14 protein-coding genes and 1 riboswitch are annotated in these 15,941 nt (G+C 64.9%); of the genes, 11 read left to right on the top strand and 3 right to left on the bottom strand.

Annotated elements, in window-relative coordinates:
• The first annotated feature begins 15 nt into the window (after positions 1 to 15).
• A complete protein-coding gene (locus FHR27_RS01450; protein WP_042555337.1) occupies positions 16 to 354 on the top strand; it encodes a hypothetical protein in 339 nt (112 codons plus the stop codon).
• Here the strand turns inward: FHR27_RS01450 and lapD are convergent, their stop codons facing one another.
• From lapD to FHR27_RS01435, 3 genes are all read right to left on the bottom strand, one after another.
• Positions 355 to 2,286 (bottom strand): cyclic di-GMP receptor LapD, encoded by a 1,932-nt coding sequence (gene lapD, locus FHR27_RS01445; protein ID WP_179537580.1) that lies wholly within the window; start codon positions 2,284 to 2,286, stop codon positions 355 to 357.
• A 21-nt stretch (positions 2,287 to 2,307) separates the two neighbouring features.
• Positions 2,308 to 2,967 (bottom strand): cysteine protease LapG, encoded by a 660-nt coding sequence (gene lapG / locus FHR27_RS01440; RefSeq protein WP_319802003.1) that lies wholly within the window; start codon positions 2,965 to 2,967, stop codon positions 2,308 to 2,310.
• A gap of 165 nt (positions 2,968 to 3,132) precedes the next feature.
• Positions 3,133 to 3,588 (bottom strand): hypothetical protein, encoded by a 456-nt coding sequence (locus FHR27_RS01435; RefSeq protein ID WP_052493835.1) that lies wholly within the window; start codon positions 3,586 to 3,588, stop codon positions 3,133 to 3,135.
• A gap of 334 nt (positions 3,589 to 3,922) precedes the next feature.
• A riboswitch (guanidine-I (ykkC/yxkD leader) is annotated at positions 3,923 to 4,029 on the top strand.
• Positions 4,030 to 4,094: 65 nt separating this feature from the next.
• Between FHR27_RS01435 and FHR27_RS01430 the strand changes: the two genes are divergently transcribed.
• From FHR27_RS01430 to FHR27_RS01385, 10 genes are all read left to right on the top strand, one after another.
• Positions 4,095 to 5,162, top strand: coding sequence for a putative urea ABC transporter substrate-binding protein (locus tag FHR27_RS01430; protein ID WP_042555335.1), 1,068 nt, complete (start codon positions 4,095 to 4,097; stop codon positions 5,160 to 5,162).
• An 85-nt stretch (positions 5,163 to 5,247) separates the two neighbouring features.
• Positions 5,248 to 6,063: an ABC transporter permease gene (locus FHR27_RS01425; protein WP_042555334.1), complete on the top strand. Its 816-nt coding sequence runs from the start codon at positions 5,248 to 5,250 to the stop codon at positions 6,061 to 6,063.
• Positions 6,060 to 6,830 (top strand): ABC transporter ATP-binding protein, encoded by a 771-nt coding sequence (locus tag FHR27_RS01420; RefSeq protein WP_179537579.1) that lies wholly within the window; start codon positions 6,060 to 6,062, stop codon positions 6,828 to 6,830. Before FHR27_RS01425 ends, FHR27_RS01420 begins: the two co-directional genes overlap by 4 nt.
• Before the next feature lie 10 nt (positions 6,831 to 6,840).
• Positions 6,841 to 7,569, top strand: coding sequence for an urea amidolyase associated protein UAAP1 (locus tag FHR27_RS01415; protein WP_179537578.1), 729 nt, complete (start codon positions 6,841 to 6,843; stop codon positions 7,567 to 7,569).
• 10 nt (positions 7,570 to 7,579) lie between these two features.
• On the top strand, positions 7,580 to 8,215 hold the full coding sequence (locus FHR27_RS01410; protein ID WP_042555331.1) for an urea amidolyase associated protein UAAP2: 636 nt from the start codon (positions 7,580 to 7,582) through the stop codon (positions 8,213 to 8,215).
• 339 nt (positions 8,216 to 8,554) lie between these two features.
• Entirely contained in the window at positions 8,555 to 12,193 is a 3,639-nt protein-coding gene (gene uca / locus FHR27_RS01405) for an urea carboxylase (protein ID WP_179537577.1), read from the top strand.
• A 105-nt stretch (positions 12,194 to 12,298) separates the two neighbouring features.
• The gene (locus tag FHR27_RS01400; RefSeq protein ID WP_179537576.1) at positions 12,299 to 13,774 is read left to right on the top strand and encodes a sensor domain-containing diguanylate cyclase; all 1,476 of its coding nucleotides are present in this window, start codon (positions 12,299 to 12,301) and stop codon (positions 13,772 to 13,774) included.
• Positions 13,771 to 13,968, top strand: a complete 198-nt coding sequence (locus FHR27_RS01395) for a cysteine-rich CWC family protein (RefSeq protein ID WP_285400852.1) — start codon at positions 13,771 to 13,773, stop codon at positions 13,966 to 13,968. The genes FHR27_RS01400 and FHR27_RS01395 overlap by 4 nt, the downstream gene beginning before the upstream one ends.
• 7 nt (positions 13,969 to 13,975) lie before the next feature.
• A complete protein-coding gene (locus FHR27_RS01390; protein ID WP_179537575.1) occupies positions 13,976 to 14,668 on the top strand; it encodes a pseudouridine synthase in 693 nt (230 codons plus the stop codon).
• 344 nt (positions 14,669 to 15,012) lie between these two features.
• Complete coding sequence (locus tag FHR27_RS01385) at positions 15,013 to 15,891, top strand: alpha/beta fold hydrolase (protein WP_179537574.1); 879 nt, start codon at positions 15,013 to 15,015, stop codon at positions 15,889 to 15,891.
• The last annotated feature ends 50 nt before the right edge of the window (positions 15,892 to 15,941 follow it).

Genomic DNA, 15,941 nt, shown 5'->3' with positions numbered 1-15,941 from the left:
ATCGGGGGAAGGCGCGTGTTCTATATAAAACGTAATGCCGAGGGCGAGCTGCAACGTGTGCAGCCCGAACCTTTCGAAGGAATGACCGGCGAATTGCCCGCCGATAGCGAGGAAGCGCGCTCCTGGTTTTCCAACCAGAACGTGGAAAGCAGCCTGCTGCAGCTCAAGCAGAGCGACCTGGACATGATCCGCGTGCTGGAAGACTTGATCGATCTGCTGATCAGGAAAGGCGTGGTGCGCATCACCGACCTGCCGGAAGCGGCCCAGAGCAAGCTGATGGGCCGTAGCCGAGCACGCGACGCCTTGGGTGGTGCGAACCGCCTGATCAACGAAGAGGAACGGGGCCTGATCTGATCAGGCCCAGGCCGCAGGCTCGCTGAACAGACGCCCCTGCACGCCGCTGACCCCCATAGCCTGCAACACTTCCCACTCGCCGCGGGTTTCCACCCGCTCGGCGATCAATGGCAGATCGATGCTATTGGCCGCTCGCTGCATGGCTTCGATGAACAAGCGTTTGTCACTTTCCTGATCGATACCGCGAATGAAGCTGCCATCCACCTTGAGGTAGGCCAGGCCCAACTTCGCCAGGTTGCCGATCATGCTGAAACGCCCACCGAAATGCTGCAAACCAAGCTCGACGCCCAGGCTGCGCAGTTTGCGGGTGATCGCTTCGAGCTCTACCGGGCCCGGCAACTGTCCCTCGTCCAGCTCCAGAATCAGCCGGCCACTCACCGCCGGGTTGAGCCGCAAGCGTTCGTAGAGCTGCTGCAGCGCCTGAGGATCGCGCACGGTGATGCCCGACAGGCTGAGCGCCACCTTGCCATCATGGTCAGGCAACTGCGCCAGCAGGGCATCGAGCATCACCAGATCCAGACGTGCGGTCCAGCCGAATCGCTCCAGCCAGGGCAGGAAACGCCCAGCGGCGATGGTTTCGCCCTGCTCGTCCTGCAGACGGGCCAGCACCTTGTTGTGCAGCACCTGGGTGGGATCGGCGGCACTGACCACCGGCTGCACGTACGGCAGGAAGCGCCCCTGCTCGAGGGCATTGTCGAGCAGGCTGTGCCAATCGTTGTGCTCGTCGCTGACTGCGGCCTGCTGACGATGCTCGACGAACGCCCAGTGCTCGCGGTTCTGGCTGATCGCTTCGGCCAGTGCCGCATCCAGCGCGTTGTACAGCTCGCTGCTCGAAGCGCCCGCTGCGAAGGTGGTGATACCGATATGGGCAACCGGGAAACAGTCGCTGGCACCGGTCTGCTGCAACGAAAGCAGGCCATTGCTCAGTTGTTCGGCCAGTTGCTCGGCCTCCTGGCGATCGATGCCCGCGGCCAGCAGCGCGAACTCGCCACCGCGGTTGCGCGCCAGCAGGTAGCGCCCCTGGCTGACATGCTGCAACTGCTCGGCCACGGCCTTGAGCAACTGGTCCGTACGCTGGCCACCGATGCGCTGGTTGAGACCCACCAGGTCATTGACCCGCAACAGGAACAGCACACCGCTGCTGGCTCGCTCTTCGCCCGTCAGCCGGGCCTGCAGGTCGAGGTCGAAATAACGGCGGTTGGCCAGCCCGGTCAGGCTGTCCTGATAGGCCTCGGCGTGCAGCTTCTCGCTGCGCGAAGCCTCTTCGTCGAACAGTGCCTTGAGCTTCTCCACCATCTGGTTCATGGCGTTGACCACCCGGCGAAACTCCGGGGTGCGCGGCAGGTTCGATGCACTGAGGAACTCCCGGCGAGCGATGGCATTGGACTGCTCGACCATGTACTCCAGCGGGCGCAACTGCCGCTTGAGCAGCAGCACGCCCAGGCCGATGCACAGCAGGCTGATCAGCGCCAGCCACAGGAAGGTGGCGTAGGCGGTCTGCCACAGCTTGGCGATGGCGAAATACGGATGGCTGACCACCTCGACGCGGGCCGCCTGGTTCCAGCCGTCACTGACGATAGCGTCGCCCTGGGCCGGCGCCAGATCCACCAGATTGGCGAACCACTGTGGCGCGCCCGCGTCGAGGTTGGCGCCGGAGCGCTCGGTCAGCACCTTCTCGTCCGTGCCGATCACGCGGATGCTCTCGAAGTAGCCACTGTCGAAAATCGAGCTGACCATCAGCTCCAGCATCGCCGGATCGTTCAGATGCGAGCCGAGCGACAGGCCCAGCGCAGTCGCGGCGTCCTGGGCATGGGCGCGCAGCTGGTTGACCTGCTGCTCGCGCGAGCTCTCCACGTTGACCACGACGCTTGCGGTGAAACTCACCAGCATCAGCACGCAGATGGCTACACACAGCTGCTTGAACAGTGACATGAACGACTCCTTCGCTACGCCTCAGGGAAACCCTTCGGCGCGCATCTTCTTCAACAAATCCTGCCAGCGCGAAAGGCGCTTGCTGTCTCCCACCTGCTTGCCGCCTGCTGGCCCTGGCACCCAGAGTCCCTCGGCATTGAAGGCATACACGGGTACCAGGTCACGGCGCTCGGTCGCCGGATCGATGGCATCGATCAGGTTATCCAGCACCAGAGGCACGGAGGTGGGGGTCGGGTAATAGGTCAGTACCATGTGCGCCTGGTTCAGGCGCACCGCCTTGACGTAAGTGATGCGCAGCTTTTCGCTCGGCACACCCAACTCACGCAGGCTGAAATACTTGGCGATGGCGTAATCCTCGCAATCGCCGGCGCCACGCATCAGGGCCTCGACCGGCGTCGCCCAGTAATCCGTGACGCCCCAGATTTCCTGGTCATCGCGAAAGCGCAGCTGCAGATTGAAGAACCGGTTGATGGCCTTGAGCTTGTCGGCCTCGCTGGCATTACGCTGCTCGTCGAGCAGGCGCTGCCAGGCGTCGATGCGTGGCTTGCCGGCGCCCAACGGGCCATAGAGTTGCTCGGCGCGGGCGGCGATCCGCTGGAAATCCCATTGCGCGTGCAATCCGCCAGCCGCCAAGAACAAGGCGAGCAAAAACGCCACCAGCACGGGCCAGCGGTAACGGATTGAGAGAGAGCCAGAACCGCCGATGGCCACGACAATGCTTCCAGACAAGCAACAGCGTCATGGTGCGGCGCACGCGGGTAAAAAACAATTGCCAGATGCCACTACAGGCGACGAACGTGCTGATGCGCTCCGGGAGCGCATCAGGTGAGATTTAGTTTGTGAAGATCAGCGCTCGCGATTCCAGCCGCCACCCTGGATGCGCTGAATGCGTTGAGGCGCTTCACGCTGTTGCCACTGCAAGGGCGCGGAGCGGTGCCGCTGTTGCTGCTGATAGTGATGGCGCTGCCCTTCCCAACCCGGGCGTGGTGACGGGCGGTAATCGCCACGATTGCGGTCGTGACGGTTCTGGTAACGCGGATCGTAGCCACCGGGCTGGTTGAAATAACGAGGCGGTGGAGGCGGCGCATAGTGCCGTGGCGGTGAGTAGCGACGGTCGTAGCGGCGGTCCTCGTAGACATACACACGCGGCGCCCCATAAACCTGGGAGCGCTGTACGTGAGCACCGGGGTAATACTGACGATCATAATCTCGATAACCACCGCCATAGCCGCTGTCGCCATAAACGGCACAACCGGTCAGCGAGAAACCCAACAACGCGACGAGCATGGATTTACGGATCATGGGGCGGCCTCCTTCGACCGCGAAACGCACATCGGCGGCTGCCGATGCCGGGAGTGTTCCCAATCCATCAGACAACCCGGCGCCAGCCGAATCCGCTCCACTCGTCGGTGAGTCGCAACAAATGATTTCAGCAGCGCTCAACGGGCGCACTGAAAGCGCGCGCCGAAACCGCGCAACCAGTTCCCATCGCGCACCATGAAAGCGCAGAGAGTTTCCCAGCAAATCCGCCCACGCTCAGGCTAGACGACGCGCCAGTGCCTGGCACGATCCTCGCTTAAGGCATTGCGTGCAGGAAAATCCCAGGCAGCGGCCCGGGACAGCGGCATCACAATTTGCAATAGCCGACTAGGGTTCCGATTCGCCAATCAGCAGGCGAATGACTGGTCCGAGAGTTGGCGACCTCCTCGAGGGGTTACACGGCGGGACAAAAGCCCGGGAGAACGCGCCCCCAGCGATGGGAGATGCCGCGCACTCCTGCTCCGCCCTTTCTCGAACTGGAGGTCTCCATGCGCAAGCCCCGTCTTTTCTCCGTTCTCGCCGCCGGTCTCGCGGCTGCCATCTCCCTCAACGGCCAGGCTGCCCAGAAGGACAGCTTCAGCGTGTGCTGGACCATCTATGCCGGCTGGATGCCCTGGGAGTACGGTGCCACCCAAGGCATCGTCGACAAGTGGGCGAAGAAGTACGGCATCGACATCGATGTCGTGCAGATCAACGACTACGTCGAATCGATCAACCAGTACAGCGCCGGCCAGTTCGACGGCTGCGCCATGACCAACATGGACGCCCTGACCATCCCTGCCGCTGGCGGTGTCGACAGCACGGCACTGATCGTCGGCGACTTCTCCAACGGCAACGACGGCATCGTGCTCAAGGGTGAAAAGAAGACCCTGGGCGATCTCAAGGGCCAGAACGTCAACCTGGTCGAGCTCTCGGTATCGCACTACCTGCTCGCCCGCGGCCTGGAAAAGGCCGGCCTCAGCGAACGCGACCTGAAGGTGGTGAACACCTCGGACGCCGACATCGTCGCCGCCTTCGCGACCCCGGACGTTACCGCCGTCACCACCTGGAACCCGCTGCTCGCGGAAATCGAAGCCACGCCCGGCGTGACCAAGGTATTCGACTCCAGCCAGATTCCCGGCGAAATCATCGACCTGATGGTGGTCAACAGCGACACCCTCAAGGACAACCCAGCCCTCGGCAAGGCACTGACCGGTGCCTGGTACGAAATCATGGCGACCATGGGTGATGGCGGCGCTGCCGGCCAGGCTGCCCGCGAGCACATGGCCAAGGCCTCCGGCACCGACCTCAAGGGCTACGAGGCGCAGTTGGCGACCACCAAGATGTTCTACAGCGCCAAGGAAGCCGTGGCCTTCACCAAGAGCCCACGGCTGCCGGAAACCATGAGCAAGGTCGCCGCCTTCTCGTTCGATCACGGCCTGCTCGGCGAAGGCGCGCAGAGCGCGGACGCCGTCGGCATGGCCTTCGCCAACGACGTGACCACCGGCGATCAGGGCAACCTCAAGCTGCGCTTCGACCCGACCTACATGCAGATGGCCGCCGACGGCCAGCTCTGAAGGACAAGCGTTCCCTCGCACTGCCTGGGAACACGTGACGAGACGCTCGGCGTCTCGTCTCCGGCCACCGTAACCCGAGATGCCCATGCGCCTGATCAACCGACACCCCGACAGGGCCGGCCGATTGCTGCTGGTGTTGCTGCCCTTCGCACTGCTGCTGTTCGCCTATTTCATGGGCTCGGCGCAGCGCCTGGCGGAGAACCCCAACGACAAGCTGCTGCCCAGCGCCAGCCAGATGATCGCCGCCGTCGACCGCCTGGCCTTCACCGAAGACAAGCGCACCGGTGGCTACGCCTTCTGGCAAGACACCGCATCGAGCCTGACGCGTCTCGGCATGGGCATCGGCATCGCTGCGCTGGTCGGTCTTTGCCTGGGCATCGCCGCCGGCATCCTGCCGCTGCTGCGTGCACCGCTGTCACCGCTGCTCACCGTGCTGTCGATGGTGCCGCCACTGGCGATACTGCCGATCCTGTTCATCGTCTTCGGCCTGGGCGAACTGTCCAAGGTCATGCTGATCGTCATCGGTATCACCCCGATCCTCGCCCGCGACCTGGAGCAGCGCGCCCGGGAAATCCCCCAGGAGCTGCTGATCAAGGCGCAGACCCTCGGCGCCAGCACCTGGACGCTGATCCTGCGGGTCGTGCTGCCACAACTGCTGCCGCGCCTGCTGATCGCCCTGCGCCTGGTACTGGGCTCCGCCTGGCTGTTCCTGATCGCCGCCGAAGCCATCGCCAGTACCGACGGCCTGGGTTACCGCATCTTCCTCGTGCGCCGCTACATGGCGATGGACGTGATCCTGCCTTACGTGGTGTGGATCACCCTGCTCGCCTGGCTGATGGACCTCGGCCTGCGTCAGCTGACGCGGCTGTGCTTTCCCTGGTACGAGGGGGCCAAGGCATGAGCTTCATTGAAGTGAAAAATGTCTGGCAGACCTATGGCGACCAGATCGTTCTGGAACGCTTGAACCTGTCCATCGCCGAGGGCGAGTTCTGCACCCTGGTCGGCGCGTCCGGCTGCGGCAAGTCGACCTTCCTGCGCCTGCTGCTGGGCCAGGAGCGGCCGAGCAAGGGCGAGATCCTGCTGGGTGGCGAGCCACTCGTGGGCGAGCCGGATGCCAGCCGCGGCGTGGTGTTCCAGCGCTATTCGGTGTTCCCGCACCTGAGCGTGCTGAACAACGTCGCCATCGGCCTGGAACTGCCCCGCGCGCCATTGCTCGGTCGCCTGTTCGGCGCGGCCAAGCGTGACGCTCGCGAGCAGGCCGCGGCGATCCTCGGCAAGGTCGGCCTCGGCCATGCCCTGGACAAATACCCCAGCCAGCTTTCCGGCGGCATGCAGCAGCGCCTGGCCATCGCCCAGGCATTGATCATGAAACCCCGGGTGTTGCTGCTCGACGAACCCTTCGGCGCCCTCGACCCCGGCATCCGCAAGGACATGCACGCCCTGCTGCTGGAGCTGTGGCGTGAAACCGGGCTGACGGTGTTCATGGTCACCCACGATCTCGCCGAAGGCTTCAGCCTCGGCACCCGCCTGATGGTGTTCGACAAGACCCGCATTGACCCGCACGCACCGAATGCCTTCGGCGCGCGCATCACCTACGACATCCCCCTGAACAGCGATCGCAAAAACGCCATCGCGGCACTGCCGGCGTATCTTGCCCCGGCCCTGTAAGGAGACTGCCATGACCACTGCCCTGACCCTGCGCCCTACCCTCTACGAAGAAACCCTCCCTGGCGGCGGGCACACCTCGTTCGTCCTCAAGCGCGGCCAGTTGCTGCGCATCACCGACCTCGAAGGCGGCGCCAACGTCAGCCTGCTGCTGTTCAACGCCGTAGAGAAAAGCGAGCGTCTCAACCTGCCGGACACTCTCAAGGGCCAGCACACCGCCAAGCTCACGGCCGGCCATTGCCTGTACTCGGACATGGGCCGCGTGCTCGCGGCGATCACCGCCGACACCTGCGGCTGGCACGACAGTTTCGGTGGCGTGCTCTCCGCCAGTGAGGTGAGCGAGAAATACGGCCAGGGGCGCTATCAGGAACTACGCAACGGGTTCTTCCGCAACGGCGTGGACAACCTGCTGGTGGAAATGGGCAAGTGGAACCTCAACCTGCAAGACCTGCTGATGACCCTCAACCTGTTCAGCAGGGTCAGCGTCGATGCCGACGGCGCCTTTCGCTTTCACGGCGACAACAGCCAGGCCGGTGACTACATCGAGCTGTATGCACCGATGGACACCCTGGTGGTGCTCACCGCCCTGCAGCACCCGATGGACCCCAACCCGCAGTACGCGCCCAAGCCGGTGCAGCTGAGCTGGAGCAAGGTCGAGAGCGACGGCATCAGCGTGCTCTGCCGTACCTCGCGCCCGGAAAACGGCCGCGCCTTCCACAACACCGAACGCCAATACCTCTGAGGGTGCCGACATGAGCCTGACCGAAAGCAACCTGCATCCCGAGACCGCCGTATTTCGCCACACCATCGCAGCGGGTGAGCCCTACCTGTTCGAGGTCAAGGCCGGGCAGACCCTGCGCCTGCACGACCTGGAGGGCAACCAGGCCATCGACACGCTGTTCTACAGCGCCCGCAACCCCCGTGAGCGCTTCGACCCGCAGCGCACCCTGCGCAAGCAGAACAACGTCTACCTGACTGCCGGCACGGTGCTCTATTCCAACCTCGGTAACCCGCTGCTGACCATCGTCGCCGACACCTGCGGCCGCCACGATACCCTCGGTGGCGCCTGCGCCCAGGAGAGCAACACCGTGCGCTACGCCCTGGACAAGCGCTTCATGCACAGCTGCCGCGACAACTTCCTGCGCGCCAGCCTGCACGACGGGCGCCTGGAGAAACGCGACATCGGCGCCAACATCAACTTCTTCATGAACGTGCCGGTCACCCCGGACGGCGGCCTGACCTTCGAAGACGGCATCTCCGCACCCGGCAAGTACGTCGAGCTGCGCGCCGAGACCGACGTGATCGTGCTGATCTCCAACTGCCCGCAGCTCAACAACCCCTGCAACGGCTGGAACCCCACGCCTGCGGAGGTGCTGGTATGGGAATGATCAAACGCTGGTTGTTCGCCCTGTGCCAGAGCAGGAGTGGGCAGGTGCTGCAACCTACGCCCCGAGACAAAACACCGGCCTCCTAACAAACGAAATCCTTTGTGGGAACCGAGTGAGGCCAAAAAGAATTCCCCACCCCGGACGACCGTGGTGCAGACCCAATACCGGCGGGACGGCCCGCCACGTTCAACGAGGCCGGAGCGAAGCGTCGCGAGCGAACATCAGGCAAGGCGGCTGCCAGTGAGAAAGCGGAGTTTGCTGTAGCAAATGAGCATTTCGAACTGGCTGCCAACGCCGCGTGATGGAGCGCAGCAGCTTCGAACGGGCTCGGGAGCCGATATGTTCGAAAAACTTCTGATTGCCAACCGCGGTGCCATCGCCTGCCGCATCCTGCGTACCCTGCACGCGCTCGACGTCAAAGGTGTCGCCGTCTACTCCGAGGCGGACGTGGCCAGCCTGCACATCCAGCAGGCCGACGAAGCCTTTTCCCTCGGCGACGGCCCTGCTGCACACACCTACCTGGTGGTCGACAAGATCCTCGCGGCCGCCAAAGCCAGTGGCGCCAAGGCGATCCATCCCGGCTACGGCTTCCTCTCCGAAAACGCCGCTTTCGCCGAGGCCTGCGAAGCGGCCGGCATCGCCTTCGTCGGCCCCACGCCCGAGCAACTGCGTGTGTTCGGCCTCAAGCACACCGCCCGCGCGCTGGCCAAACAGCACGGCATCCCCATGCTCGAAGGCACCGACCTGCTGGAAAACCTCGACGCCGCGCTGGTCGCTGGCGAGCAGGTCGGCTACCCAGTGATGCTCAAGAGCACCGCTGGCGGCGGCGGCATCGGCATGCGTGTGTGCCGTTCGGCAGAGGAACTGAGCGAGGCCTTCGACGCGGTCAAGCGCCTCGGGCAGAACAACTTCAGCGACAGCGGCGTATTTATCGAGAAGTACATCCAGCGTGCCCGCCACCTGGAAGTGCAGGTGTTCGGCGATGGCCAGGGCGACGTGCTCGCCCTCGGCGTGCGCGACTGCTCGGTGCAGCGGCGCAACCAGAAAGTGCTGGAAGAAACCCCGGCACCCAACCTGCCAGCCGGCATGGCGGACGCGCTCTGCGCAGCAGCCATCGAACTGGCCAGGGCGGTCAGCTACCGCAGTGCCGGCACCGTGGAGTTCGTCTACGACAGCATCGCGGAGCGCTTCTACTTCCTCGAAGTGAATACCCGCCTGCAGGTCGAGCACGGCGTCACCGAACAGGTATGGGGCGTCGACCTGGTGCGCTGGATGATCGAACTGGCAGCCGGCGACCTGGCGCCGCTGCACGAGCTGGCCGAGGGCCTGAGCCCCCGCGGCCATGCCATCCAGGCGCGGCTGTATGCCGAAGATCCCGGTCGCGACTTCCAGCCCAGCCCTGGCCTGCTCACCGCTGTGCAGTTCCCGCCTGCCGACGGCCAGTCGCTGCGCATCGACACCTGGGTCGAAGCGGGCTGCGAGATTCCCCCCTACTTCGACCCGATGATCGCCAAGCTGATCGCCTGGGCACCCACCCGCGATCAGGCCAGCAGCGCACTGAATGCCGCCCTGGGCGAATCGCTGCTGTACGGCGTGGAGTCGAACCGCGACTACTTGCGCCAGATCCTCGCCGACACGCCCTTCGCCAGCGGCTCACCCTGGACCCGCTGCCTGGAGAATCTGGTCTATCAGGCCAGCACCTTCGAGGTACTGGCTGCCGGTACCCAGACCACCGTGCAGGACTTTCCCGGTCGCCTCGGCTACTGGGCAGTCGGCGTACCGCCCTCCGGGCCGATGGACAGCCGCGCCCTGCGCCTGGGCAATCGCCTGCTCGGCAACCCGGAAGGCGCCGCCGGCCTTGAGATCACCATGAGCGGCCCGACTCTGCGCTTCAACACCGACGCGCTGGTGGCGGTCACCGGCGCGCAGATTCCGCTCAGCGTCGACGGCGTGGCCCAGCCCTTGAACACCACCCTGCTGATCCGCGCCGGCAGCACCCTCGCCCTGGGCACCATCGCCGGTGCCGGTGCGCGCAGCTACCTGAGCGTGCGTGGCGGCGTTCAGGTGCCGGACTACCTGGGCAGCAAGAGCACCTTCACCCTCGGCCAGTTCGGCGGCCACGCTGGCCGCGCACTGCGCGCCGGAGACGTGCTGCACCTGCCGCCGCTCGACACCACGCAAGCCGGCGCGCAACTACCAGACGGACTCGGTACGGCCCTGCCCGCCGTGCGCGAGATGCGGGTGATCTACGGCCCTCACGGCGCACCGGAATACTTCACCCCGGCCTATATCGACACCTTCCTCGGCACCGACTGGGAAGTGCACTTCAACTCCAGCCGCACCGGCGTGCGGCTGATCGGCCCCAAGCCGGAATGGATACGCGAGAGTGGCGGCGAAGCGGGCCTGCATCCGTCCAACATCCACGACAACCCCTACGCCATCGGCGCGGTGGATTTCACCGGCGACATGCCCGTGATCCTCGGCCCGGACGGCCCCAGCCTCGGCGGTTTCGTCTGCCCGGTGACGATCATCGAAGCCGACCTCTGGCAGCTCGGCCAACTCAAGGCCGGCGACAAGGTGCGCTTCGTGCCGGTGGATATCGCCACGGCGCGGGAGCTGGCACGGAGCCTCGACGCCACCTTTAGGAGCCCGCTTGCGGGCGATCAGTCGCGCCGGCGGATCGCTGGCAAGCCAGCTCCTACACAGGCGCTTGTTTCACCCATCGTCCTCGACCTCGGCCAGGACGACACCCGCCTGGTCGCACGCCTCTCTGGCGACACCCACCTGCTGCTGGAAATCGGCCAGCCCGAGCTGGATCTGGTATTGCGCTTCCGTGGCCACGCGCTGATGCAGGCGCTGCAAGCCAAGGACATCGCCGGGGTGATCGACCTGACGCCCGGCATCCGTTCCCTGCAGGTGCACTACCAGCCGGAAACCCTGGCGTTGCAGCAGTTGCTCGATATCGTCGCTGGCGAGTGGGACGCCGTGTGCGCCACTGGCGACCTCAAGGTGCCGTCGCGCATCGTCCATCTGCCGCTGTCCTGGGATGACCCGGCCTGCCAGTTGGCCATCGACAAGTACATGACCACCGTACGCAAGGACGCGCCCTGGTGCCCGAGCAACCTGGAGTTCATTCGCCGCATCAACGACCTGCCCAACCTCGACGAGGTGCACCGCACGGTGTTCGATGCCAGCTACCTGGTGATGGGCCTGGGCGACGTCTACCTCGGTGCACCGGTGGCCACGCCGCTCGACCCGCGCCACCGCCTGGTCACCACCAAGTACAACCCGGCACGCACCTGGACGGCCGAGAACTCGGTGGGTATCGGCGGCGCCTACATGTGCGTGTACGGCATGGAGGGCCCCGGCGGCTACCAGTTCGTCGGCCGCACCCTGCAGATGTGGAACCGCTACCGTGAAGTCGCCGCCTTCGACGGCAAGCCCTGGCTGCTGCGCTTCTTCGACCAGATCCGCTTCTACCCGGTCAGCGCGGACGAGCTGCTGCGCATTCGTCGTGACTTCCCGCTGGGCCGCTTCGACCTGCGTATCGAACACAGCGAACTGGCCCTGGCCGACTATCAGCGCTTCCTCACGGACCAAGCAGACGGCATCGCCGCCTTCCGCGACCAGCAACGCAGCGCCTTCGCCGCCGAGCGCCAGCGCTGGATCGACTCTGGCCAGGCGCACTTCGAAAGTGACGAAGGCGTGGCCGAGCCCAGCGAAAACGCGCCCCTGGGCGCCGGCCAGCACAGCGTCGACAGCCACATCGCCGGCAACCTCTGGCAGGTCCAGGTCGCGGAAGGTGCCGAGGTCCAGGCGGGCGATGTGCTGGTGATCCTCGAATCCATGAAAATGGAAATCCCCCTGCTCGCGCCCTTCGCCGGCGTGGTCAGAGACATTCACGTGCAACCCGGCTCCCCGGTGCGGGCCGGTCAGCGTGTGGCGGTCATCGAGCAGGTGCCCATACAGTCTGAGTAAAGACCGTAAGCACAGCAGGGCGAAACCCCGGTCTTCGCTCTGCTCGGCTTGCGCTGAAACGTCAACAGACCCTAGCATTGCGGCATCTACCAAGAAGCCAGCACGATGCCATCACCGTCACCCAAAACCGCCAGCCCACGCTCGCTGGTGTTTCTGCTGCTCGTTCTGCTCGGCTGCGGTTTCATCGCCACCTCGCTGGCCAGCTATTACGCGGCCCTCGACTCGATCCGCGACAACATCGTCAACACCGAGCTGCCGCTCACCTCGGACAACGTCTATTCGGAAATCCAGAAGGACCTGGTGCGCCCCATCCTCATCTCCTCGATGATGTCCCGCGATACCTTCCTGCGTGACTGGGTGCTCGGCGGCGAGCAGGATCTCGAGCCCATGACCCGCTACCTGCAGGAAGTGCAGAGCCACTACGGCACCGTCACCAGCTTCTTCGTCTCCGAGCAGAGCAAGACTTACTACCAGGCCAAGGGCGTGCTGAAGCAGATCGACGAACAGGCCAGCCGTGACGTGTGGTACTACCGCCTGCGCGACATGAAGGAGCCCTACGAGATCAATGTCGACATCGACATGGCCAACCAGGACCGCATGACGGTCTTCATCAACTACAAGGTCTTCGACTACCAGCACCGCTTCATCGGCGCTACCGGCGTCGGGCTGACCGTGGACGCCGTGGTGCAACTGATCGACGAGTACCAAAAGCGCTATGACCGCAGCGTGTACTTCGTCGACACCACCGGCCGCATCGTGCTCACCGGCGCCAGCGGCGGCCCCATGGGCGCACGCATCGGTGACCTGCTGAGCGAGGTGGAAGGCCTCGAGGATCTGCACAGCAAGCTACCGCATCCGCAGAGCGGCGACTTCTTCTATCAGGATCACGGTCGTGGCCACTTCCTCAACGTGCGCTTCATCCCCGAGCTGGACTGGTACCTGCTCGTCGACAAGCACGAGAGCGGCGCGCTGGCGGGCATTCGTCAGTCGCTCTACCTCAACCTGCTGATCTGCGGCGTCGTCACCCTGACCGTCCTGCTGCTGGTCACCCTGGTGCTGCGCCGCTACCAGGCCCGCATCACCGCGCTGGCGACCACCGACTCGCTGACCGAGCTGCCCAACCGCCGCGGTTTCGAACTGCTGGCCAACCAGGCCATTCAGGAAGCGCGGCGTAGCCAGAGCACGCTGTGCGCCCTGCTCTTCGACCTCGACGGCTTCAAGCAGCTCAACGACAGCCACGGCCACCTGGCTGGCGATGCCGTGCTGCGCGGCTTCGCTCGCCACCTGCAGCAGAACCTGCGCCAGTCCGACATCATCTGCCGTTGGGGCGGCGAGGAATTCATCCTGCTGCTCAAGGACACCGCCCTCGACGCCGCCCGCCAGCTCGGCGAAAAGATCCGCCAGCAGACCGCCAGCAGCCACTTCGAATTCGCCGGCCAGCACCTGCACACCTCCACCAGCATCGGCCTGGCGACCCTGCAGGAAGGCGACGACCTGCAGGCGCTGATCGCCCGCGCCGACCGCGCGCTGTATCGAGCCAAGCAGGCCGGGCGTAACCGCATGTGCGAAGAAACCCAGTGAACACCAGCCTCTGCCCCGCCTGTGGCCAGCCCAACCGCTGCGCCCAGGCCGACAGCGACGGCGTGGTGAGCCACTGCTGGTGCTTCGATGTGGAGGTCGAACCGCAGGCCCTCCAAGAGCTGCCACCCGAAGCGCTGGACCGCGCCTGCCTGTGCCCGCGCTGCGCCCAGGCCCTGCCTGTGGAAAACGGCTGAGCGGCCCATGCGCATCGACCGCTTGCTCAGCAACCTGCCGCGTTTCAACCGTCAGGAGGCGCGCCTGCTGCTCGCCGCAGGGCGGGTGCGTATCGACGGTCAGGTCTGCCGCGACAGCCGCGCCGAAGTGCGTGACTTCCACCGCGTGGAGCTCGATGACGAGGTTCTGCAAGCGGGCAAAGCAGCGCGCTACTTCATGCTGCACAAACCGGTCGGCGTGGTCAGCGCCACCAGCCACCCGGAACACCGCACCGTGCTCGACCTGCTGGACGAGCCCGACAAGCACCAGTTGCACCTCGCCGGGCGCCTCGACCTCAACACCAGCGGCCTGCTGCTGATCACCAACGACGGCCTCTGGTCACGCCGCGCCACCGCCCCCGACGGCAGCCACGCCAAGGTCTACCGGGTGGAAACCGAGCAGGTCATCGACCCGGCAGCCATCGAAGTGTTCGCCAACGGCCTGTACTTCGCCTACGAGGACCTGACCACCCGCCCTGCCTTGCTGGAAATCGAAGCACCACAGCGCGCCAGGCTGACCCTGCACGAGGGTCGCTACCACCAGATCAAGCGCATGTTCGGGCACTTCCAGAACAAGGTCATCGGCCTGCACCGCGAGAGCCTTGGCACGATTCTGCTCGACCCCACCCTGCCGCCGGGCGCCTACCGGCCGCTCACCCAGGCGGAAATCGACAGCATCTGAGCAAGTAACGGCACATGCCTTGTCAGTGCCCCGCAGCGCTGCTTAACTCGAACGAGACATCGCAGCGGTGCGTGCCAATGCCCGTGCGCTCTCTGCTGTCGTATTCCGGTTGCTCGCGCCTGCCGCGAAAGGGCTCCTGCCTGGGGAAATGAATGAATTCCGCCGCCGTGCGCGCGCAGGTTCCTTCTACCCAGCCCTAACCATCTGATTTTTCTCATAAATAATAAGATTCTCCTGGCTGACATGCGCTTGTCACGCCGGGGCGCTTTGCTAACCATCCGACTTGCCCGGTTTACGGCCCCGCCCGTCAGCCGTGTTCATCTTTTGCGCCAGGAGGAATACACATGAAGCCAGCAACCGCTGTCGTCGATGTCCACGGGACGTACAAGGTACACACGGAATTCCATACCAACCCCGCGGCCCGCAAGACCATCATCCTGGTCAACGGCTCGCTGTCGACGACCGCCTCCTTCGCGCAAACGGTCAAATACCTCGGCCCCCAGTTCAACGTGGTGCTCTACGACCAGCCCTATGCGGGCCGCTCCAAGCCCCACAACCGCAACGACCACTGCCTCAGCCAGGAAGACGAAGCCGCGATCCTGCTGGACCTCATCGACCACTATCAGGCGCAGTACCTGATGGCCTTCTCCTGGGGCGGCATCGCCAGCATGCAGGCCCTCTGCGAACGCCCGGCCAGCCTGGAAAAAGCGGTATTCGCCTCGTTCTCCCCGGTGCTCAACGCGCCCATGCTCGACTACCTGGGCCGCGCCCTGGCGTGCCTGCAGGACAGCGACAGGGTCGGCCACCTGGTCAACGACACCATCGGCAAATACCTGCCCGCGCTGTTCAAGCGCTACAACCACAAACACATCAGCAGCCTGAGCCACCACGAATACCGGCAGATGAACGCGCACATTCAGCAGGTGCTGCGCATGCAGGCCCACTGCCACATGGACCGCCTGGCAAGCATCGACATCCCCCTGCTGTTCATCAACGGCGAACACGACGAATACACCAGCGCCAGCGACGCCCGCCTGCTCGCCCAACACATCGACGACTGCCAGTTCGCCACCGTCGACAACGCTGGCCACTTCATCGACATGGAACACAAAGGCGCCTGGCTGCAGACCCAGAACGCCCTGCTCGGCTTCCTGCAAGGCAGCACCGCCAGCAGCCGGCGCTACACCAGCTACCCCGGCCTGCCGCACGCCATGGCCGTATGAGCAGCAGAAAACCGGGCCCGTACACCGCTCCAGACACATTTCTGGCCGAC

It is taken from the genome of Pseudomonas flavescens, from assembly GCF_013408425.1.
GTDB classification, from domain to species: domain Bacteria; phylum Pseudomonadota; class Gammaproteobacteria; order Pseudomonadales; family Pseudomonadaceae; genus Aquipseudomonas; species Aquipseudomonas fulva_A.
The sequence above is the reverse complement of the archived record's forward strand: the minus strand, read 5'-3'. Positions and strand labels throughout refer to the sequence as shown.